Annotated in this window: 15 protein-coding genes; 5 read left to right on the top strand and 10 right to left on the bottom strand. The window is 60.8% G+C overall.

Annotation, left to right across the window (positions count from 1 at the left end):
* Window positions 1-31 precede the first annotated feature (31 nt).
* Window positions 32-4,087 (top strand): neuraminidase-like domain-containing protein, encoded by a 4,056-nt coding sequence (locus GTQ41_RS20830; protein ID WP_217325349.1) that lies wholly within the window; start codon window positions 32-34, stop codon window positions 4,085-4,087.
* Complete coding sequence (locus GTQ41_RS20825; protein WP_052912772.1) at window positions 4,080-8,390, top strand: hypothetical protein; 4,311 nt, start codon at window positions 4,080-4,082, stop codon at window positions 8,388-8,390. The genes GTQ41_RS20830 and GTQ41_RS20825 overlap by 8 nt, the downstream gene beginning before the upstream one ends.
* 17 nt (window positions 8,391-8,407) lie before the next feature.
* On the opposite strand, the gene GTQ41_RS20820 is transcribed toward GTQ41_RS20825, so the two are convergent.
* The 6 genes from GTQ41_RS20820 to GTQ41_RS20795 all read right to left on the bottom strand — a co-directional run bounded on the left by GTQ41_RS20820 (window position 8,408) and on the right by GTQ41_RS20795 (window position 15,243).
* Window positions 8,408-9,739: a DUF58 domain-containing protein gene (locus GTQ41_RS20820; RefSeq protein ID WP_047296086.1), complete on the bottom strand. Its 1,332-nt coding sequence runs from the start codon at window positions 9,737-9,739 to the stop codon at window positions 8,408-8,410.
* Window positions 9,740-9,854: 115 nt separating this feature from the next.
* Window positions 9,855-10,856 (bottom strand): MoxR family ATPase, encoded by a 1,002-nt coding sequence (locus GTQ41_RS20815; protein ID WP_047296084.1) that lies wholly within the window; start codon window positions 10,854-10,856, stop codon window positions 9,855-9,857.
* Window positions 10,853-12,016, bottom strand: a complete 1,164-nt coding sequence (locus GTQ41_RS20810) for a DUF4350 domain-containing protein (RefSeq protein ID WP_047296082.1) — start codon at window positions 12,014-12,016, stop codon at window positions 10,853-10,855. The genes GTQ41_RS20815 and GTQ41_RS20810 overlap by 4 nt, the downstream gene beginning before the upstream one ends.
* Window positions 12,013-13,557, bottom strand: coding sequence for a DUF4129 domain-containing protein (locus GTQ41_RS20805; protein ID WP_047296081.1), 1,545 nt, complete (start codon window positions 13,555-13,557; stop codon window positions 12,013-12,015). Before GTQ41_RS20805 ends, GTQ41_RS20810 begins: the two co-directional genes overlap by 4 nt.
* A complete protein-coding gene (locus GTQ41_RS20800) occupies window positions 13,544-14,521 on the bottom strand; it encodes a stage II sporulation protein M (RefSeq protein ID WP_047296303.1) in 978 nt (325 codons plus the stop codon). Before GTQ41_RS20800 ends, GTQ41_RS20805 begins: the two co-directional genes overlap by 14 nt.
* A complete protein-coding gene (locus GTQ41_RS20795) occupies window positions 14,518-15,243 on the bottom strand; it encodes an RDD family protein (RefSeq protein WP_047296080.1) in 726 nt (241 codons plus the stop codon). Before GTQ41_RS20795 ends, GTQ41_RS20800 begins: the two co-directional genes overlap by 4 nt.
* 181 nt (window positions 15,244-15,424) lie before the next feature.
* On the opposite strand from GTQ41_RS20795, the gene sbcB reads away from it, so the two are divergent.
* Window positions 15,425-16,855, top strand: a complete 1,431-nt coding sequence (gene sbcB / locus GTQ41_RS20790; RefSeq protein WP_047296079.1) for an exodeoxyribonuclease I — start codon at window positions 15,425-15,427, stop codon at window positions 16,853-16,855.
* A 103-nt stretch (window positions 16,856-16,958) separates the two neighbouring features.
* On the opposite strand, the gene mvaT is transcribed toward sbcB, so the two are convergent.
* Window positions 16,959-17,336, bottom strand: a complete 378-nt coding sequence (mvaT, locus tag GTQ41_RS20785; RefSeq protein ID WP_041068510.1) for a histone-like nucleoid-structuring protein MvaT — start codon at window positions 17,334-17,336, stop codon at window positions 16,959-16,961.
* Window positions 17,337-17,673: 337 nt separating this feature from the next.
* Here mvaT and purU point away from each other — a divergent pair, with 337 nt between their 5' ends.
* Together purU and GTQ41_RS20775 are read left to right on the top strand one after the other, a co-directional pair.
* The gene (gene purU / locus GTQ41_RS20780; protein WP_003227580.1) at window positions 17,674-18,522 is read left to right on the top strand and encodes a formyltetrahydrofolate deformylase; all 849 of its coding nucleotides are present in this window, start codon (window positions 17,674-17,676) and stop codon (window positions 18,520-18,522) included.
* An 87-nt stretch (window positions 18,523-18,609) separates the two neighbouring features.
* Window positions 18,610-18,786: a hypothetical protein gene (locus GTQ41_RS20775; RefSeq protein WP_196302441.1), complete on the top strand. Its 177-nt coding sequence runs from the start codon at window positions 18,610-18,612 to the stop codon at window positions 18,784-18,786.
* Here GTQ41_RS20775 and GTQ41_RS20770 read toward each other — a convergent pair.
* The 3 genes from GTQ41_RS20770 to GTQ41_RS20760 are packed head-to-tail and all read right to left on the bottom strand — an operon-like array spanning window position 18,749 to window position 21,625.
* Window positions 18,749-19,768 (bottom strand): lysylphosphatidylglycerol synthase transmembrane domain-containing protein, encoded by a 1,020-nt coding sequence (locus tag GTQ41_RS20770; protein ID WP_047296076.1) that lies wholly within the window; start codon window positions 19,766-19,768, stop codon window positions 18,749-18,751. The genes GTQ41_RS20775 and GTQ41_RS20770 overlap by 38 nt on opposite strands.
* Entirely contained in the window at window positions 19,765-20,541 is a 777-nt protein-coding gene (locus GTQ41_RS20765; protein WP_047296074.1) for a DUF2334 domain-containing protein, read from the bottom strand. The genes GTQ41_RS20770 and GTQ41_RS20765 overlap by 4 nt, the downstream gene beginning before the upstream one ends.
* On the bottom strand, window positions 20,534-21,625 hold the full coding sequence (locus GTQ41_RS20760) for a glycosyltransferase family 1 protein (RefSeq protein WP_196302445.1): 1,092 nt from the start codon (window positions 21,623-21,625) through the stop codon (window positions 20,534-20,536). Before GTQ41_RS20760 ends, GTQ41_RS20765 begins: the two co-directional genes overlap by 8 nt.
* Between the last annotated feature and the right edge of the window lie 208 nt (window positions 21,626-21,833).

Here is a 21,833-nt window from a genome sequence, read left to right as displayed (position 1 = left end):
CAGCGTTAACCCCACGACTCAGGACAAGACCATGACTCAACGCAAGTTGTCTCCCTTGTTGGAAAAACGCCGCGCAGCATTGGTCGAGTACTGCATCGGTCAGGCTGCCAGGGAAAATTACTCTTTCGTGAAAACGCCGCAGGATCTGTTCGAGTTATTGCGCATGGATCCGCTGGACAACTACCCGGTGCAAAGTTCGTGGGTCGCCGAGGCGACCAGTTGCGCGCAGCAATTCATCCATGCGGCCTATCGCAAGCTTGAGCCGGGTTACAAAGACACGGTTTTCCCGACAGAACACTTGAAACTCTGGGAGCTGTACAGCAATTACCCCGACTGGGCGGCACTGACGTTGATCGCATACTATCCGGAAAACTTCATCAATCCCTTTGTGCGGCAACGCAAGACCCGTCTGTTCAAGGCACTGGAAAATGACTTGAACCAAACGCGTCTGACCGACGATTCGGTGCGGCGTGCGTTGCAGGAATACCTCAAGGCATTCGAACAGACCTGCAATCTGGACGTCATCAGCGCCTGCCTGGAGGGCGATTCGGCAAGCCGTGCAACTTACTATTTCGTCGGTCGTCAGCGGGTGCAGCCGTTGCAGTATTACTGGCGCAAGGCCGACATCGACCTCACCACTGCCGGCAATCCGGTCAACCCGGCGACATGGAATGAATGGCAACCCGTCGACATTCCGGTGGGCGGCCGGGTTCTGGATATACGGCCGCTGGTCTGGGCGGGACGCTTGTGTCTGGTGTGGGCCGAATGGTCTGATCAGGTAGGCGAAAAAGGGGTGAACGGCTATGTGCCCCCCAAGCTGGATATCAACCTGGCGTTCATGAGCCAGAACGCGGAATGGTCCGCACCACTGAGCCTGTACAGCGCTGATCAGGGCAGCGATACCAGCGCGGATGCCCGGTTGCTGGCGATGACGTTGGCCGATGACCTGATTCACCCCAAGGGACGGCTGGGTGTATTGCTCACCAGCCCGGCGGGTCTGGAAGTCCGCGCCACGCGTGATGTGCTCTTTCGTCCGCTGGCCGAAGACGACGGCACTTGGCTCGATCATCTGGCCAATGAACGCTTCACCGATATTCTGACCTTGCAGCATTCGCTGACGCCGAAGAATCAGCCAGTGGTCGCGATCAAGAGTGAGACCTCGGGACCGCTGACGGGTTATTACGGGCTGCAGGCGGTGTTTTCGGAGAAGGGTACAGAGGATTTTCTCTGGGTCAGGGGGCTGTGTCGGGCAACGGGCGGAAACACCGGCGAGCGCGCCGAGTTTGAGTTGGCACTGAGCAATGGTGCAGAAGGCGACCCTGTACCTGTCAAGGCATCAGAATCGGTTGCAGGGGGGTGGGCCACTCAATGGATGGAACTCAAGCGCTTGAAAGGAGGATTCACCGGGCTGGTCGAGTTCTCCTTGAGCAACGCCGAACAAGGCAGCAGGCAATTTACAGTCTCGCTGACCAAAATCACCCGTTTCGTGCCGCCGACGCTGGAAAAAAATACGCTGGATGCCGCGCAGTTCATCGGCTTCAGGCAGCCTGGTGTGTTGTCCCGCACGCGCTTGAATTCGCTGTTCGGCCCGGAGCTGGTGCAGCGCAGCAATGTTTCCGTGGATGCCGTACTGGACTGGGACACCCAGTTCCTGACCGAACCACCTCCAGCTGCGGGACCGATCGATGAGCCGAACGGGGCGTTCGACGGGGCCAATGGTCTGTATTTCTGGGAGCTGTTTTTTCATCTGCCGCATCTGGTGGCGACCCGTTTGCGGGCTGAGGATCGCTATCTGGAAGCGCAGAACTGGCTGCACTATGTGTTCGATCCGCAAGCCGTTGAAACGTCGGTGGAGCCGAAAAAACCTCGTTTTTGGCGCTGCCGTCCTCTGTACAGCGAGGGGAAAGTCGGGCACGAAGCACAGATGCCCACCGATCCTGATGCGATCGCCTATGCCGCGCCACAGCACTATCAGATTCTGTTGTTCACCGAGTACGTGAGAAACCTGGTCGCTTGGGGCGACTGGTACTACCGTCAGCTCACCCGCGATGCGCTGGTGGCGGCAAAACTGTGTTACGTACAAGCCGAGTTTCTGATGGGCAAGCCACCCTCTGTTCGCGCGGTGACTCGTTGGCAAGCGCAGACGGTAGACGACTTGTTGAGACAGAGCACGAACCGCCCCGCGCTCGAACAGTTCGAGCAGGAACTGCAGTTTTCTCCGGCAGACATACCCCCGGCTGCCGAAGCGTCACCGTTGATGGGCCTGCTGGCGAACGAGCCGTTCAAACTGCCGATCAACGAACAGTTGCTTGATCTGTTCGATTGGCCGGGCCAGCGTCTGAACAACTTGCGCAACAACCTGACCCTGGATGGCAAACCACTGGACGTTGCGCTGTTCAGCCCGCCCACCGATCCCAATCAATTGTTGCGCGATCTGGCCGCTGGCGGCGTTGGCCTGCCGCGGCCGATGGGCGGACGTCTGGTGGTGGGCGCCTTCCGCTGGCGGGTCACCTACGAGGCGGCATTGCGCGCCGTGCAGACCTTGCAGGAGTACGGCAGCCAGGTTTTGCGCCTGCTGGAACAGCGCGATCGGGCCGAGCTGGAAGAACTGCAGCAAGAGCATCTCAAGGAACTGGGCGATTACGCCCGCGCGGTTCAAGAACAATCCATTGCCCAGCTTGAAGCGGGGCTCACGGCCCTGAGTCAGAGTCAGACCATGGCCAGGCAGCGGGCCGAACGATACAACGCCTGGTACGACGAACACATCAGCGATGCCGAATACCAGGTCATGGAAAAGCTGCAGGCCGTCAAATGGATGAATGCAGGGACGCACGCGATCAAGACCGGAGGCGCAGTCGTGGGGGCCCTGCCGAATATTTTCGGCGTGGCCAACGGTGGTCATCGTCCAGAAAAAATCGCCGATGCCGTGGTCTATGGTCTGGAGCTCGGCGCGATGATTGTGCAGGTCGACGCAGATAAACAAGCCCTCACCGAAAGCTACCGCCTGCGCCGCAGGGAGTGGGAATTGCAACGCGATCAGGCATTGGCCGAAGTCGCGGCGCTGGCCGGGCAGATCACCGCGCAAACATTCGCCCTGGAAGCGGCCAGGAAGAGTCTGGAGCAAACCCTGCGGGCCAACGGTCAGGCGCTGACGCTCTACAACTACCTGAAAAAACGTGCGACCAACGCCGAATTGTTCGGTTGGCTCCTGGGCCAGCTCAAGGCCTTGCACTATCAGGCTTACGATGCGGTGGTCAGTCTGTGCCTGAGTGCCCGTGCGTCGTTGAGTGCTGAAACCGGTAATTACGACACCGTTGAGGCGTTACCACAGGTCTGGCTGGACAATCGTCACGGATTGACCGCCGGTGAGCACTTGCGCGAATACCTGCTGCGCATGGACCGCCTGTACCTGCAAAGCCATGAACGCCGTCTGGAACGGGTCAAGACCGTTTCGTTGCGACGCTTGTTCGATGACCGGAAAGATCCGCAGCCGGGATTCTCCGACTGGAGCCAGGCACTGAATGAGCTGACCGCCAAGGGCACGCTGGAATTTCAGCTGACGCAGCTGTCATTCGATCGCGATCACCCCGGCGAGTATTGCCGGCTGATCAACCTGGTCGAGGTCCATACGCCCGGACTGCTCGGCTCTTATCAGGATCTACAGGCGACGCTGCTGCAGATCGGCAGCATGATCGCTACCCAGGCTACGGCGCAGTCCGTCGAGTACCTGCATCGTCCCGCGGGCAAGGTGGCGCCGGACGAGGTGCTGTTCAATCTGCGCAGTGGTCAGCAGATCGGTTTATCGACAGGGATCGCCGACACAGGCATGAACGCCTCTAAACCGGATGAGGGCTTGCTCAACCCGTTCGAGAACACCGGCGCGGTTTCGCGCTGGCAGTTGCACTTTCCCTGGCCCAAATGCGAGCGGCAAGCGTCGATGCTCAACTCGCTTACCGACATCATTGTGCGCGTGCGGTACACGGCCAAGGCCGGTGAGCCGACGTTTACCCTCGCCGTCAAAGACCTGGTCACCCGGGCGCTGACGTCCCGCTCACGTAATAACCAAGGAGCTGACCATCATGTTTGAACCCGTGATTCAGGCCAACGACAGTCTGGTGCTCAATGGGGATTTCCGTGAGGGTCTGGAGTTCTGGAAAAAGGGCAATAATGAACGTGAGATCTCAGTCATAGGCGAAGTGTATGAAGATGTGCAGATTAAAGTGCTTGCTGCGGGAAACCTTGCCTCTGTCCATCAAACGTTCACTTTACCTTTACAACCAAGTGACAGTGCCCGGTATGTGCTGAGTTTCATGTATGAAACGCGGCACACCGAACCGGGAAACATACTCATCACGGCTGAAGATGGCACCCCGTTGGGAGAAATACCGTTGCCGCCGGGCAGCGCTCGCGACGCTGCAGAGGAGCAGGTCCGGATTGCCAATGGGCAGCCGCTGGATTTCAAACCGACGTTCTGCAGCACTTCGCTGGAATTTCCGGGGCAGCGCGAGGACAAGATTCGCCTCACAATCGTCGCTCCGGAAAATGCTGATCCCGAGGACTATCACCTGCGGGTTTTGATCACCCGCATTCGCCTGGAATTGCACCTGGCGCTGCCGCAGGTGCGCACGGTGAAGGTAGACGCAGAGCATTTGTTACCTGGCGAGCCGGTTCACTTGGGTCTGGGCGCGATGGGGGACTTGCAGCACCGGCTTGAGTTCATACTCGCCCCCGACAGTCCCTGGTTGCACACCAACGCTGCGTTGGTGAGCGATGACAATCCACAAGGCGCCATTATTGCGACCCCTGCCTGGGGCGTGGATCAACCACTGGATTCACCGTGGCTCCTTCAATGTCCATTGATCGGTGATCAGGAACCTTACTTGTTCACGCTGCAACTGGTGAACCAGTTCACCGCCGAGCCTTACTCGATGCAGGTCTCGCTGGGGCATCACCGGCTGATGTTCGATGAGGTGCTGGAGGCTGCGTATTTCCCGGTGCTGGAGTTGGGGCAATCAGTGCGTCTGGGGGTGCGCGTAGCGTCCTGGTACACCGGTCAGTTTCTGGCTGGACGCACAGTGACCTGGGCCACAGAAGAGCAGGGTGTGCTGAGTACGACCCCCACTGACCCGGAAGGCTGGGCGTATGTCGATTATCTGCCCGTTGCGGCAGGGGACATTGCCATTCTGGCCTCGGTGGCGAGCCCTTACTACGCCAGCGGGGTCGAGACCACGAAGCTGGACGTTCGTGTGCTGGCGACCGATCCATGGAAGGACGTGCTGGCCGTGGTAGAAGACGATACCTCGTCTTGGGCGCAAAAGACCGGTTATCCCAATCGGGGTTTGACTTATCAGCTGGGTGTCCGGCTGCCTGAGGCGTTACGTGGCACTGAGCTGGCCATGCACTGGGAAGGCGATAGCGCGGCACAGTTGGGTGTGGAGGTACGTCCCGAGCTGGAAGAATGGGTGCCCTCCAGCGCCGCCGACCTGAGCTGGGAACTGGACTGCCGGGACGAGCTTGACGGGCGTTTTCAGTTGCAGCTTTCGTGCTCGAAGTTATTGCTGCGTTCGGACAGAAAACCGATGTCACTGGCACGCAATCTGGTGCGCATTGGTGACGTTCAGGAGGCCAACAAGTTTCCCGTGGTGGACGAAGGCGAAAGTGTTCTGTTGCGGGTACAGGTGGTGCATGTGGTCACCAGTGGCGACGGCGATCCGGTCAACAATGCACGGGTGGACTGGCAGATGCCCGAAGGCACGATTGTCACCCGATCGGGGATCGGCGGCTGGGCCAGTGTGCTGTATCAACCAGGCCACGCCGGTGAACGGGTGGTGACCGCTCGCGTGCTGGCCCACGATGAAGCGGTGCCGATAGAGCGACCGTTTGCAGTGAAGGCGCTGGCCAGCAGTCCGTGGAAGGATCAGGTCAGGATTGTGTTCGACGATGTAGACGTCGATCTGGCCGAGCTGGGGTTACTGTGCTGGCGCGGAGCCCCACACACACTGAAAGTCGAACCCACGGCCGGCAGTGTGCTGCTTGACCAGATGGTGACGCTGCAATGGCGAGGGGCGTCGCCGGGAATCGGGTTGACCGTCACGTCTATCGGCGAGCCGCGCAAGCTTGAGGCAAGCGGGCTGGAGTGGACGTTCTGTTCGCAAGTCGACTCGAGTACCAGCAGTCTGTTCAGCCTGACCTTGAGCAGTCCGGTACTGGCCGCGCCCCGGGAGTTGTTCGGTCGGCTGATCTCTACAGCGCTTGTGGATGAACTGACGGTGATGCTGGATCAGGTGACTGCGACAAGCGCCAGTCAGAGAATGTTTCCCTGCATCGGGGCCACGCACACTTTGCGTTACCTGCCCAATGCCTTGAGCCCTCTGGTGGGATTGCAGGCCATATTGATATGGCAGGGAACGCCGGCCGATGAGCTGGGTGCGAAGATCGAGCCGGCGCCCGATATTGCCCGGCCACTTGCTGACGGCGGTCTCGAATGGACACTGGACCTAAGTTTGAGCAAAGCGACTGGCAACTTCACGCTTGAGCTTTATCTACCTGCGTTGAGTCGGCCCATGAGCGCGACTCCGATGCAGCTCGGCCATAACAAGTTGCGAATCGAAGACTGGCATGAGTCCGCAGTCGATGCTGTTGTTGGCAAGGACAAAGCCTGGAGCTGGATCCGGGTGGTCTCGGCTTTCACCCGCCAGGCAGTCGCGCAGGTGGCGGTGCAGTGGAAGAGCGCAATCGGCTCCGACACCGTCGCCAGCGATGACCTCGGCTGGTCGGGGTTTGGCCTGCTGCCGGGCACGGCGGGTCAGCAGGAGGTGGTGGCCCATGTGCACAGCCTGTTCGATGGCTATGAGGAGCAGCGTGCCCTGTCTTTTACGGCACTTGCCCGTGACCCTTGGGAAGATGTGCGGGTGCGGTTCGATGGACATGATGAACATTCATGGGGCAAACACACGTACTTTCCACGACGCAATGGCTCACATGCCATCGAGGTACTGTTCCCGGAGGGCAGCCCGTTGCTCGACCAGAAACTGACCCTGGGTTTGACCGGCATTGGCCCAGTGGAACTGGGGCTGAGTTTCGAACCCGCGCTCGGCGCGCCACGCCAGCCTTCAGCCTTCGGTTTTCTGCGCTATTCCTTGCGCTGTGCCGACTTGAAGGACGGTGGCTTCGCCTTGCGTCTCGGGGCTGAGCGTCTGGCCAGCCTGTCGCCGGCCAACGCGATGTCGCTGGGGGAGGGCGAGCAAGTGTGGAAACTGCTCACCAGTACCAGCGTTCAGCAAGTGCTGGAATGGGAGCAGGAACTGGTCGAGCAGGTGAAAGTGGTGTCGTCCGTTTCCGGTCAAGGTATCGCCGGCGTATTGGTGACCTGGCGCAATGAGGATTTGGGGACGACCACCCGTCTGACCGACTTTTATGGTGTTGCCACTGTGCGCTTCAAACCGCAGACGCCGGGCCCGGCGGTAGTGACGGCGACGGTGGGAGAGACGGCGCATTCGGAGTCGGTCGAGCTGCCCTATACGCTTGAAGAACCGCGCGTCATCAGCGAGTTGTACGAACCGGAAGATTCTCGTTTGCCACCCAATGAGGACCGCGCGCAAGCCATTGCCAGAGTGGTGTCGGCACGCACCGGTTTGCCGCTGGCGAGGGTGCAGGTGCGCTGGGATTTTGCAGGCAGTGCCTTGACGCCGTCGGTGACGGATGAGGAGGGGCTTGCGCGTTTGACCTTTAATTATCCGGCTGAACAGGATGACGTATTGTCTGCCACGGTCAGTGGTGGAGTAGGCGGTTGGGATATGGCGCAGTTGGTGTATGGCGGGCTGGTGCCGGTGATTGAGTCGTTGACCAGTTTGTACACTGACATCAACTTGGGGCAGTCAGTCAGCGCGGTTGTGCGTGTAGTTTCCCGGAATGATGGCAAGCCGCTGGAAGGGATTAAAGTCCGGTGGCGGATCCCCGGCCTGGACCTGCTTGTCACCACTACAGATATGGATGGCAAGTCGACACTGCAACTGAGCCCGATCGAGTTGGGGCCGAACAGGCTCGAAGCGAGTGTCGGTCTTGGAAGTTCCAAAACATGGACTTTTTACGTATTCGATCCTGCACAAATTCCCATGTTTGAGCGCATCACTAATCTTTCACCGCGAAATGTTGTCGGCAGCGAGGCGCATGTCGAAGTCAGAATCATTGACCAGCAGACAGGGCAGCCTGTAGCCAACAGAAATATTGCGTGGTTCTATTCGAATTCGTCGCTGGGCTCGATGAGGTCCAACGCTGACGGGATCGCGTACGTCAAGTTCATCTTCCCGCGAGCAGGTCGGGAAAAGCTGAACGCCCAAACCTTTTTGGCCTACGAGGAGTTGTTTATTACCGTAACTGAGAACTTGTGAGGGAACGGCAGCCGGGCTCAGAGCGTTCCGGCCTTCTTCCAGTTGAGGTACTCAGTCACTAATGCGGCGCTCAACTCTCCGGGCTGTACATCGAGCACCTGAACTGCCTGCGCATTCAACCGCTCATGCAACTCTGCCCGGGCATTGAGGTAATCCACCGTGCCGCAATAAGCCAGTGCTTCGGGCAGCGTTTGTACCGGGGCATTGCGCACGCGATCGAGGGTTTCCTCGCGCAGGCTGACCACCAGCACTTGATGCTGCTGGCTCAGACGTTTGACGCTGGCGAGCAGGTCTTCGGTGTCCTCGTCACGCAGGTTGGTCAGCAGCACGATCAGCGCCCGGCGCTTCTGCCGCGCCAACAGCTGATTGATCGCGGTTGAATAGTCGGCAGGACGCTGACTGCTGTCCAGATCATAGACGGCGTTGAGCAGGACCTTGAGCTGACTTGAACTTTTGATCGGTGCGAGAAAACGCGGTTGCGCGGCGGCGAATGTGCTCAGCCCCACGGCATCACCCTGACGCAGGGCCACGTGGCTCAGCAGCAGACACGCATTCAGCGCATGGTCGAAATGCGACAGCTCGCCATCCTGGCTGCGCATTTGCCGGCCGCAATCGAGCATGAACATGATCTGTTGATCACGCTCGTCCTGATACTCGCGGGCAATCGGCGTGCGCTGACGGGCGGTGGCTTTCCAGTCGATCTGGCGCAGGCTGTCGCCCTCGCGAAATTCGCGCAACTGATGAAATTCCTGACCCTGCCCGCGACGCTGGCGCTGGCGCACACCGAGTTGGCTGAGCCAGTTGTCCACCGCCAGCAACTGCCCACCGTAGAGTTTTGCGAAGTCCGGATAGACGCGGATCTCACCGCTCACGTCGAGCAGGCGTTTGCCTGTCCACAGCCCGAACGGGCTGGGCAGATTGATTTCGCAATGCTCGAAGCTGAAGTGCCCACGTTTGAGCGGGCGCAGGCGATAGCCGACCTCGCTGTATTGCCCGGGTTGCAGTTCGACCACCTGCGGCAGGTTTTCGAAACTCAGCCCCTGTGGCACATGGTCGAAAATCTCCACCGCGACCGGCCCGTTGAAGTCATGGCTGAGCTGCAGCCGTACCTCACTCCAGCGTCCGAGCGCCAGACTGCCGGGCGTCTGGCGCTGTAGGCGCGGCGACGGCAGGTGGCTGAGGCGCAGCGCATCAATGATCGCCAGTACCAGCAGCGCCAGGAGCAAGCCCCAGTTGATCGCCGACAGCGGGGCGGGCACGTCGATGTCGAGGGCTTGTAGCGTGCCAGTGAGGATACCGACGAGGCACAGGGCGGCGAGCCAGATCAACAACAGACGTGAGGGTTTCATGGTGCTGCACCGGTTTGTCTGCTGAAAAGATCGCAGCCTGCGGCAGTTCCTGCATAGAGCGCGATCCCCTGTTGGAGCTGCCGAAGGCTGCGATCTTTCGATCTTTTCTGGATCCTCACAGACGCGGCGCCGGCACTTGGTCGAGCAACTGCTGCAGTACCTGATCGACCTGCAGGCCTTCGATGTCCAGCTCCGGCGCTACTCGCACCCGATGGCGCAGCACCGAGAGCGCGCAGCCCTTGATGTCATCGGGAAGCACAAACTCGCCGCCACGCAGCAACGCACGGGCGCGGGCGCAGCGCACCAGCGCAATCGAGGCTCGCGGGCCGGCGCCGAGGGTCAGGCCGGGCCAGGAGCGGGTGCTGCGTGCCAGTCGTACCGCGTAATCCAGCACTTGGTCGTCAATCGGCAGGTCGCTGGCGATGCGTTGCAAGGCCTGCACGTCCTTGGCCTGCAGGACCGTGCGCAGCGGCTGTACATCAAGCATGTCGGCGCGGGTCGAGCGGCTGACCTGACGCACCATGTTCAACTCCTGCTCGGCCTCCGGGTAATCCATGCGCACCTTGAGCATGAAACGGTCGAGCTCGGCTTCCGGCAGTGGATAAGTGCCTTCCTGTTCGATCGGGTTTTGCGTGGCGAGCACCATGAACGGCTGGGGTATCGGCAGCGCCCGGCCTTCGAGGGTGACCTGGCGTTCCTGCATGGCTTCGAGCAAGGCGGCTTGAGTCTTGGCCGGGGCACGGTTGATCTCGTCGGCCAGCAGCAGGTGGGTGAACAGCGGCCCTTTGCGCAACTTGAATTGTTCGCTTTGCAGGTCGTAGACCGCGTGGCCGGTGACATCGCTGGGCATCAGGTCCGGGGTGAACTGGATGCGTGCGAACTCGCCGCCGAAGCATTTCGCCAGGGCGCGAACCAGCAGCGTCTTGCCAAGTCCGGGGACGCCTTCGAGCAGCACATGGCCGCCGGCGATCAACGCGGTCAGCACGTCGTCGATCACGCTGTTCTGGCCGATCAAGGCCTTCTGCAATTCGCCGCGCACCGCTTGCGCCAACTGGCTGGCACGCTGGCGTTGCTGGGCGGCGTGGGTGGCGCTGCCGGGCTCGATCTGTTCACTCATAGCGTGTTCCTCAAGGTTTGCAGGTGGGCCACCTGGCGACTGAAATCAGCGCTGCTCATGCGCTGTTTCGGCAGCGGGCTCAGGGCCTGGCTGATGGCGCGGGTCGGCTGTCGGGTCAGGCGCGACAGCACCAGCCATTGCTCAGCCACGTTCAACTGGTCGAAGCCGGGATAGCGGCGGCGAGCGCGGCGCAGCACGTCCTGTTGCAGGGCTTGCAACAGCGTGTGCTGACCGTTGTGGCGCAGGATGAAGTCGGCACTGGCGCGCAAGTGTTCCTGCAGCTGGCGACGGCCACTCGGGGCAGGTGCCTGCAGTGGCCCATGGCGCACAGCAACATGCCACAGGCCCAGGCCGATCAGCGCCAGCAGGGCGACGATGGCGTGCGGGAAGTAACGCCAGAGCAAGGTCAGCAGACCATCGTGCGCCGTGCTGTAAATCAGCGTGACGTCAGTGTCGGCGCTCAGGTACCAGAGCAGCCAGGCGTTGTCGTACTTGGCGATGGCCGGGGTTTTCCACAGCTCGGCATCGGTGACGACCGTGATCGAGCCGACACCGTAGGGCAATTGCATCATGTGCGTGGCCCTGGCGCTGTTGGCCCAGGCCTGGGCGAGATTCTTCGGGTCGTCCAGATGGAACGCGGTGTCGAAACCGGCGTAGGCCGGCGCGTCCTCGTCTTCGAGGTAGAGTTTGGTCAGGTTCGGGTACGGGTCATCGGCCAGGTCCGCCGGCGGTTCCTTGAGATCCTTGCTCAGCGACTGGTGCAACTGCACCCGGTCCAGCAACAGGTCATCGCTCTGTTTGGCCTGCTTGTCCCACAACGCTTCGGCCACGAATACGATTCGCCCGCCGGCGCGAGCCCAGTTCAACACTTGATCAACCTGCCGTGGTGTCATCCGCGAACGCTCGCCAAACAACAGCAGGGTGTGCCGGCGCGGATCAATATCGGGCAGCACCGCCAGCGTTTCGGCATGGCTGACGTTGAGTCCGTGCTCGCGCAAAAACATTTCTGCCGCCAGATAAGGATTGGCTTGCGCCTGGGGCGACGGGCCGTGATCGATCACTTCCTGATAGGGCCGGGCCTTGACGTACAGATAAACGCTCAACGCTGCGAGCAGCGCGACGATCAGCCCGCCGAGCAACCACGCGCTGCGCCGGCTCAAGCGTGCGCTCCATGGTCGAACAAGGCGCGCCAACCGTCACACAGTTCCCGTTGCAGATGGGCCGCCGGCATGCGGTGCCCATAGGCCATGTTCTGCCAGTGCAGCGTCAGGCTGCGACTGAACGCCAGCAGTTCAGGGTGCTGCAATTGCTCAACCCGCAGCAGTACCTGATGCTCGGTGTCGGCGGGTTTCAAGGTCAGGGCAAAATCGTGCAGCAGACGGCTGAGCAATCCGCGATAGAGCAGGCCCAGCGCGGCGCGCGGCTGGGTTTGCCAGAGTTGTTCGGCGCTGGCGGCGATGTCGTCGGGCAGGGATTGCGGGTTCAGGTCAAGGCCGAATGCTTGTTGTGGAGCAGGTGGCCGGACACGGGCGGGCGGCTTCGGCCGACGGCTGACGAAGGTGCGCAGGAATTCGCGGTAGCGCCAGATCAGCCAGCCGATAGCCGCGAGCAACGCGCCCCACAGCAGCACTTCGATCAAGACCGCCACAGCATTGAAGCGTTGACCGTCGAGCCAGCCGAGCAGGGTTTTCAGCCATTGCGGGGCCTCGCCGGGTTTGCCCTCCGCCGGGGCTGCCGGGTCGTCACCCAAGCGATAGCGCGTCACGCTTTCCTTGTTCTTGAACGGTGGTTGTTCGAGCAGCGCCTTGATGCTGTCGTGCGAAGCCTGACTGGTCAGCGGTTGATTCAGCAGGCGAGGTGCCTCCGGGGCGTTGGCCGGCGCATTCGCCCACGCCGGTGGCACTGTCGGCAACCATAGACAGACGGCCAACAGCAGGCCCAGAGCGCTGCCGTTCAGGCGTTGGCGCAAACGGCGGAACACCAGTTCGATGTCCCACGCCTCCAGTACAGTGCGTCGGTTCAGATACAGACTGAAACCGCAGGCGACATACATCGGTTCCCAGACCACCAGTACCAGCGCGTAGAAAGCGTTGGTCAGGTGCTCCAGCCAACGCCAGTGGTGATCGCTGTCGAGGATCAGCGATTGCCAGTCCCAGTCGGTTTCGATCTGCTGTGGCAGGAGCATGTAGAACAGCACCATCAGGCCGATCCACAGCGCGGTCTCCAGGTGCATGCCGATGATCGTCAGCCATTGCGCGGCGCCGGCATTGCGTTGCAGCAACACCTGCAAGCGTTGCTGACGCGCCGTGCCGTCGAGGCCTTCGAGTTGCACCACCGGCAGCAGGAAGCTGCGACTCAGGCTCAGGCGGCGCCAGGTCAGGCTGGCCAGCAGTTGTGGTTTCAACAGCCGTGGAAATTCGCGCAGGGCCTGTTTCAGCGTGGGCGTTTCGCCGAACAGGGCCTTGGACAGGATGTACAGCGGCAGGCGCTCGTACGCCGGTTTCAGCCACCAGAAAATCAATACCGCCAGCGACGGCGAATCCCACAGCAACAAGGTCAGCATGGCGAACAACGGCAAGGTGACGATGGCCCAACTGGTCATCAGCAGGCGTCGATGCTGCTGGCTCATGAGCACGCCCAGGTCCATGGCCTCCCAGCTGCTGCGCGGGCGGATCGCCACGGTGGCATCACTCAGGCGCATGGCGTGTCCTTCCGGCGAGCAGCAGATAAGCCGCGACGGCGATCCACAACGCAGCGCCGACCGCGTATTTGATCTGCGGTGTGACCCCGGTCTTCGACGACCAGTACGCTTCGATGAACGCCGCGATCAACAGGAACAGCATGACCCCGCACACCAGCAGCACACTTTTGCGCGCGGCCTCCACCAGCGCCTCGCCGCGCGTCAGGCGCCCGGGCGCAATCACGCTCCAGCCGAGTTTCATCCCCGCCGCCCCCGTCAGGGCAATGGCCGTCAGCTCGAAGGCGCCGTGGCCGATCACGAATGACCAGAACGTCTGGCCAAAACCGATCTCGGTCAGGTGCCCGGCCACCGCACCGATGACCAGCCCGTTGTAGAACAGGAAAAATGCGCTGCCCACGCCCAGCAGCAAACCGCTGGCGAAGGTCTGAAAGGCGATTCCGATGTTGTTCATCACGTAATAACCGAACATCACCCAGTCCTCACTGGCCGCCCGTTCGGCCGAGCGCCCGAGGTGCCCGGCCACCGGGTCGTACATGCTCTGCATCTCGCGCACCTGTTCGGCGGGGATCAGGTTGTAGATCAGTTCGGGAAAGGCATACACCAGCAAGGCGAAGCCGATCAGGCTGCCGAAAAACACCAGTCCGGCGGCCAGCACGAAGGGCCACTCGGCGCGCACCAGCCGGGGGAAGTCTGCGAGGATGAAACCGAGCAGGTTGGCGGCGAAGCGACTGCGGTGCCGATACAGCTGCTGGTGGCCGCGCAACACCAGTTGTTGCAGCGAGTCGATCAGAAAACTGCTGTAGCCGCGCTCCTGCGCCAATGCCAGATGCTGGCAGAGGCGTCGATAAGCCTTGGGGAAACTGGCTGCCTGCGAGGTGTCCTTGCCATGTTCGAGGCGTTCGAGAGCGAGGGTGAAGCGCTCCCATTCGGCCTTGTGGCGAGCTTCGAAAAGACTCTGTTTCATGTCGGACCCAACAGGCCGCGGGCGATGCCATTGAGCTCGCTGACCGCTTTGGGCGTCGGGATGTGCAGCGGCTGGGCGAGCAGCGCGGCCAGCTCATTGACCCGCGCCGGCGACAGTTCGGCCTGGCGTTCGGCGAAGGCGAGCAGGGCCCGTTGTTCACTGAGGTTGAGCGGTACGGGCGAGCGGCGCGGCTGGACGTCGGGTAATTGCGGGCGAAGCAGGGCCGGTTCGCTGTAGACCACCAGAGTGCCGGCGGCGATGTCGCCCAGGCGTTTGAAGGTGGGATGTTGCAGGCAACTGATGGCGCCGAAGGCATAACCGAACGGCAGCAGATCGACAAAACGCAGCAGGTTGCGCAGCAGCGACGCCGACCAGCCGACCGGTGTGCCGTTGTCGTGAATCACTCGCAGGCCCATCCATTGCTTGCCTGGCGAACGGCCCTGACGCAGCACTTCGAACAGCACCATGTACCACCAGCTGACGGCAAACAGCAGCAACGAACCCAGGCCCATGCCGAGCTGGCCAAGAAACGCCAGCACCAGGAACAATCCGCCGAGGATGGCGCCGCGAATGCCCAGGTCGATGCCGAAGGCGAGGCTGCGCACCATCAGACCGGCCGGGCGCAACGGCAGGTCGATGCCCTCCGGGGTTTCCACTGGATGGCGGGTATCGAGTGGCGGGTTCAGCGGTGCTTTCCGTGGCAGTGCTGTGTTCTCGAGCATGGGCTACCTGATGGGGCCGGATCGGGATACGAGGTTTGTCCGATGCTAGCAGCCTCTTGGGGGAAAACGACATAACTATGTATTGCACCGCGTGTGGCGCAGGCTGGCCGAATGACACGGCGCTGGCCGCAATGGCGGTTGAACGCCTAGACTTTGCCGATCTCAAGTTCAGGAACCGCCCGTGACTTCAATCTTCTGGTACGACTACGAAACCACCGGCATCAATCCGCGCAATGACCGCCCGCTGCAGGTCGCCGGGATTCGCACCGACCACGATCTCAATGAAATCGACGAACCGGTCAACCTCTACTGCCAGCCCAGTGAAGACATCCTGCCGCACCCGGCGGCGTGCGCCATTACCGGTATCACCCCGAGCCGTCTCGCCGAACAGGGTTTGAGCGAAGCCGATTTCATGACTCGGGTGCATGCGCAACTGGCGGCACCCGGTACTTGCGGTGCGGGTTACAACACCCTGCGCTTCGACGACGAGATGACCCGCTACAGCCTCTATCGCAATTTCTTCGACCCGTATGCCCGTGAATGGCAGGGCGGCAACAGTCGTTGGGATCTGATCGATGTGGTACGCGCCGCGTATGCGTTGCGCCCCGACGGTCTGGTCTGGCCGACCGATGACGCAGGCAAGGTCACCCTCAAGCTCGAACGCCTGACAGCCGCCAACAACATTGACCATGGGCATGCTCACGAGGCGCTCTCGGACGTGCGAGCAACCATCGCCCTGGCGCGGTTGATCCGCGAGAAACAGCCGAAGTTGTATGACTGGCTGTTTCAACTGCGCAGTAAACAGAAAGTCATGGATCAGATTCGCCTGTTACAGCCGCTGGTGCACATCTCCGGACGCTTCTCGGCGGCGCGCCATTATGTCGGTGTGGTATTGCCATTGGCCTGGCATCCGCGCAATCGCAATGCCCTGATCGTCTGTGATCTGCACCTTGACCCGCAAGGTCTGCTCGATCTGGACGCCGAAACGCTGCGTCAGCGCCTGTACACCCGTCGCGATGATCTCGCCGAGGGGGAGTTTCCGGTGCCGCTCAAACTGATTCACATCAATCGCTGCCCGGTGGTGGCGCCGTTGTCGGTATTGCGTGCCGACGATCAGCAGCGTCTGGGCCTGGACATGGCGCTCTACCAGGCGCGCGCGCTGCGGCTAAGTGACGCACAACAAGTTTGGAAAGATAAAGTTACGGCAATTTATGCCAGCGAAGACTTCACCCCGAATGAAGATCCGGAACAGCAGTTGTACGATGGATTTATCGGTGATCGTGATCGGCGTCTATGCGAGCAAGTGAGGACAGCGGATCCGGCGCAATTAGCGCAAGAGCAATGGCCGTTCGATGACGAACGTCTGCCGGAATTACTCTTTCGATATCGCGCACGCAACTTTCCCGATACGTTGAATTTTGCCGAGCAAGAGCGCTGGAGAATATTCTGCCAGCAGCGTTTGTCCGAGCCGCACATGGGCGCACCTAATACCCTGCAATCTTTCGCCGAGGCCGCGCAGCAATGGGCGCTTAATGCGACACCGATACAGAATCAAGTGCTCAATGAGTGGCAGAATTATGTCCAGGCATTGCGCAAACGTTTGAATCTTTGAAATCGAACATAGTGTGCCCATGAAATACCGGGCATAAAAAAACGCCAGCGTAAGCTGGCGTTTTTCATGGGCCGCAGAATCAGTCTGCGACAGGCATTGCGGCTTAGCCCAGCAGGGTAGCCCAGCCTTCAACCACGTCACCGCCCCACTTGGCTTTCCACTCTTTCAGGGTCTTGTGGTTGCCACCTTTGGTTTCGATGACTTCGCCGTTGTGCGGGTTTTTGTATTGTTTAACTTTGCGTGCGCGCTTGGTGCCAGTAGTTTTGACTGCGACGCCACGGGTGCCTTTGGTTTTCGATTCCGGATCCAGCAGGGCGATGATGTCGCGCAGGGATTTGGAGTATTCGCCCATCAGGGTGCGCAGTTTGCCTTCGAATTCCAGCTCGGCTTGCAATTTGTCGTCTTGCGACAGATTTTTCAAACGCGCTTGCAGCTCTTTGATAGCTTCTTCGGTGGCGCGATATTCGTTGATCAAGGACATGGTAACTACCTTATGCGGATGTGTTGAATGGCAGGGGACAGTGCCGCAATAATAGTCAGGCTGTTTCATCAAGTAAACATTTAAGCGTATTTTTTATTTGAATTAGTTACGTGAAATAACCGGTAAATTGAATGGTCATCTAAATAATGTGATGCAGTCATCACGATTATTCACAATTATCTGGCCGAACAGCTTCACCGGCGCATCATCGCTTCGTCGTACAGTGCGCTCAGGCGCCATGAACCGCGCCCTCTGCGGCAAGTGCTCATCATTACTGCAGATTTCGCGCACAGTCGCTAGAATGGCCGCCTTTGCGAAGTTCTGGAGTTTCCCCCTCATGCGCACCTTTCGGTTGGTGATTTCCTGCCCTGACCGCGTTGGCATCGTTGCCAAAGTCAGTAACTTTCTGGCATCCCACAACGGCTGGATCACCGAAGCGAGCCACCACTCGGATAATCAGAACGGCTGGTTTTTCATGCGTCACGAGATCCGCGCCGATTCGCTGCCGTTCGGTATTGAAGTGCTGCGCGAGAAGTTTGCGCCGATTGCCGAAGAGTTCTCGATGGACTGGCGCATTACTGACACCGAGCAGAAGAAACGCGTGGTGCTGATGGCCAGCCGCGAATCCCACTGCCTGGCCGACTTGCTGCACCGCTGGCACAGCGACGAGCTCGATTGCGAAATCTCCTGCGTGATTTCCAACCACAATGACCTGCGCAGCATGGTCGAGTGGCACGGCATTCCTTATTACCATGTCCCGGTCAATCCGCAGGACAAGGAGCCAGCGTTCGCCGAAGTCTCGCGTCTGGTCAAACAGCACGACGCCGAAGTGGTGGTGCTGGCGCGCTACATGCAGATCCTGCCGCCGGCGCTGTGCCGCGAGTACGCGCACAAGGTGATCAACATTCATCACAGCTTCCTGCCGTCGTTCGTCGGTGCCAAGCCGTACCATCAGGCGTCGCTGCGCGGCGTGAAGCTGATCGGCGCGACTTGCCACTACGTGACCGAAGAGCTGGACGCCGGTCCGATCATCGAGCAGGACGTGGTGCGCGTCAGCCACAGCGACAGCATCGAAGACATGGTGCGTTTCGGCCGTGACGTCGAGAAGATGGTGTTGGCCCGTGGCCTGCGTTATCACCTCGAAGACCGCGTGCTGGTGCACGGCAACAAGACCGTGGTGTTCTGATCGAACCCACGCGTACTTGAATAATGAAGGGCCTGGGCGTTCAATCGTCCCAGGCCCTTTTTTCGTTTCAGCCCTTGAGGAACTGCCGTGAGCGACCCACTGGACAAAGCCACTTCGAAAGCGCCGGCCACCCTGGGTGAGGGCTGTCTTAGCCGCTACGACCCGGATGACCTGAGCCCGGAAGACGGCACCGAGTTTCCCGGCGCCGCCGAGTTGTGGGAGCAACTCAAGGAGCAGGCGGACGAACCTGATAAGCCTGCCTGATCTTCAGCAGCTTCTTGAGCAGCGGCCGCCCGAGCATCAACAGAAACACCGGGCCGCCCACCACCAGATAGAAATAGAACGTCACCACCCGCCAGATCAGAATCGCTGCCGCCGCGGTGGATTTACCGACCATCGGCGCCAGCAGCGCTGCCGAGGTCAGTTCCGCCGCCCCCGCGCCACCGGGCAACAAGCTCATTTGACCCGCCCCCAGCGACAGCATCTGCACCAGAAAACTCCAGGCCCACTGCAGGTCCGCGCCCAGCCCGCGCAAGGCCAGGTACAACACGCTGTAACGCAGCAGCCAGTGCATGCAGGTCAGGGCGAAAACCTTGATCAGCGTATGCCACGGCAACTTGAGCGTGTCGATAAACGCATCGAGAAAATGCAGCAGCTTGCGTGCCCAGCGCCGGCGCAAGGCCGGTTGCACGTTGAGGCGGGCGAGCAGGCGTCCGCTCAGAAGAATCAGGCGACGGTGGTAGCGCGCCAGCAGCACGCAACTGAACAACCCACCGAACAGTGACACGGCGCTGACCATCAGCAGCCACTCCAGACGATCGCTGAGGTGCTGAAACAAGGCGTAAATCAGGATGCCGCTCAAGGCACAGAGAAAGAACAGCAGATCGCTCAACTGATCCATGGCAAACACCGCACTGCCACGGGCCGGGCGCACACCGCAGCGCGCCAGCAAGGCCATGATCGTCAGCGGCCCGCCACTGCCGCCGGGAGTGGCGCAGTAGGCGAACTCCGCGGCCATCACCACACAGAGGCTTTTTAGCGGCGTGACCCGATCGCGCTGATCGCCCAGCAGCAAGCGCAGGCGCAGGGTGTTGATGCCCCAGCAGAGCAGAATCATGCCGAACATGATCAGCAGCCAGTGCAGCGGAAAGTTCTGCAACCGCGCGCCGATCTCGCCGCCGCCGAGCAGCACCGGGATCAGTACAGCGGCGAGCAGGCCGATCAACAACACAATGCCGCGACTCATGCAGCGCGCTCCATTCGCTCGCGGTGATCGGTGAGCCAGTCGATTTTGTTCATGGGCGTGCGTCCTTCTGCCAGCAGCCGTTCAAGGGTTTGCAGCCAGTAATCACGCGCGAAGGCGTGGCGCATGTCTACCGGGTGCAAGCCTAGACGAATCACCGCGGCGTCGCGCCAGTGCTGTTGGCGCTGTTCGCTGACGATTTTTGACAAACCCCGGCGCCAGGCACTGCGCGCGCTCCAGACCAGACCCGGGGCGTTGATGGCGGTGAAATCCGGCAATTGATAAAGATGTTGCGGGTCGCTGGTGTAGCTCAATGGGGTTTCACGAAGGGCCTGGCGGGTGCCCTCACTCATCAGCCAGGCCGGGGCGACGAAGCCGTGCAACGGCCAGCCATTGCGCCGGAACAGTTCGATGCCATGGCGCAGGCGAGCCTGCGCCGCTTCCCGGGACAGCCGATAAAACTCACCCTCGTGGGTGTAGATCCGGCGCATGAACCAGTCACGGGGCGTGGTCGGGGCTGGCTCGCGGTCGTCATGGTAATAGCCGTGCAAGGCCAGTTCATCGCCACGGACAAGCCGCTCGCCGAGCATTCGGCAGAACGCGGGATGAGCCTCAAGCGCATCGTGACCATGGAAATCCGGAACGACCAGCCAGGTCATCGGCACGCCACCCATTGCGTCGACCGCCTCGACAAATGGCCGATAATCCGCCCACGTCGACGGCGCCACGTCGTGCAGCACCAGCAACACTGCGCGGTCATTCAAGGAATCAGCCATTGGCCACTCTTTGCCGCGAGTGACCGAGCACCGCGTGGTAATGACCGAGCAGGCTGTCGACCACGCTGTCCCAGGAGTAACGTCGTTCGACATGTTGTCGCGCTTGTTGGCCGAGTTTCAGACAGCCGCGACTGAACAGCTCGCGCACCGCATTGGCCATGGCTTGCGGGTTGTTCGGTGCACAGAGCAAACCGCAGTCTTCGGCGACGATTTCTTCAAACGCACCGGCCGCCACGGCGAGCACCGGAATCCCGCAGGCCATGGCTTCGAGGATCACCAGACCGAAGGTTTCCTGATCGCCGGCATGGATCAGGGCATCGGCGCTGGCCATTAATCGCGCCACGGTGGCGGCAGGACAGAACCCGTCGATCACGCTGACATTGTCCGGAACCACGGCGGGCATCGATGAACCGACCAGCAACAGGTGATAGCGCGGGCCGAGGCGTTGCATGCATTTGAGCAGCACTGGCAGGTTTTTCTCTTTGGAGCCGCGTCCGGCAAAAATCAGCAGACGGGTGTCTTCGGCAATGCCCAGTTCGGCGCGCAAACCCTTGTCGCGGGCGCCAGGATGGAAAGTTTGCAGATCCACCCCCAGCGGTTGCACGAACACGTTGCGCACCCCCAGGCCTCGAAGTTTATCGGCCATCACTTGGCTCGGCGCCAGCACCCGGTCGAAGTTGCCGTACAGTTTGCTGACGTAAGCCTCGACATTCGGCGTGAGCCAATGGCCCATGCGATTGCTCACCAGCAACGGCAGATCCGAGTGATAAAAGCCGATCACCGGTACATCCAGGTGACGCCGCGCGTCGAGCGCCGCCCAGGCAGTCAGGTACGGGTCGCCGACTTCGATCAGCTCCGGTTGCAAGTCCTGCAGGACATTGCGCCACGGCGCAAGACGCACGGGGAAGCGATAACCTTTGCCAAAGGGCAGGGCAGGTGCGGGCACTGTGTAGACGCCGTCGTGTTCACTGAAATGTGCACCGGGGATCAGCAGGCTATGACGAATGCCCGATTTGACGCCCAGCCGACGATGCTTGGCGTCCAGATAGGTGCGTACGCCACCGCTGGCCGGGGCGTAGAACATGGTGATGTCGGCGATATGCACGGTGACCAACCCTCCGCTGTGTGGCACTCCCTTGGTTGACCTTTATCCAGAATAGATGTTCGGTCGGGATTGTGCGGTGGGAGTGTCAGGGAGGTGTTGTGGTGTTTGACAGGATGCCTTCGCGAGCAAGCTCGCTCCCACAGGGATCTGCAAACGACACAGATACAATGTGGGAGCGAGCCTGCTC

This window comes from Pseudomonas sp. AN-B15 (genome assembly GCF_019056475.1).
Lineage (GTDB): Bacteria > Pseudomonadota > Gammaproteobacteria > Pseudomonadales > Pseudomonadaceae > Aquipseudomonas > Aquipseudomonas parakoreensis.
The sequence above is the reverse complement of the archived record's forward strand: the minus strand, read 5'-3'. Positions and strand labels throughout refer to the sequence as shown.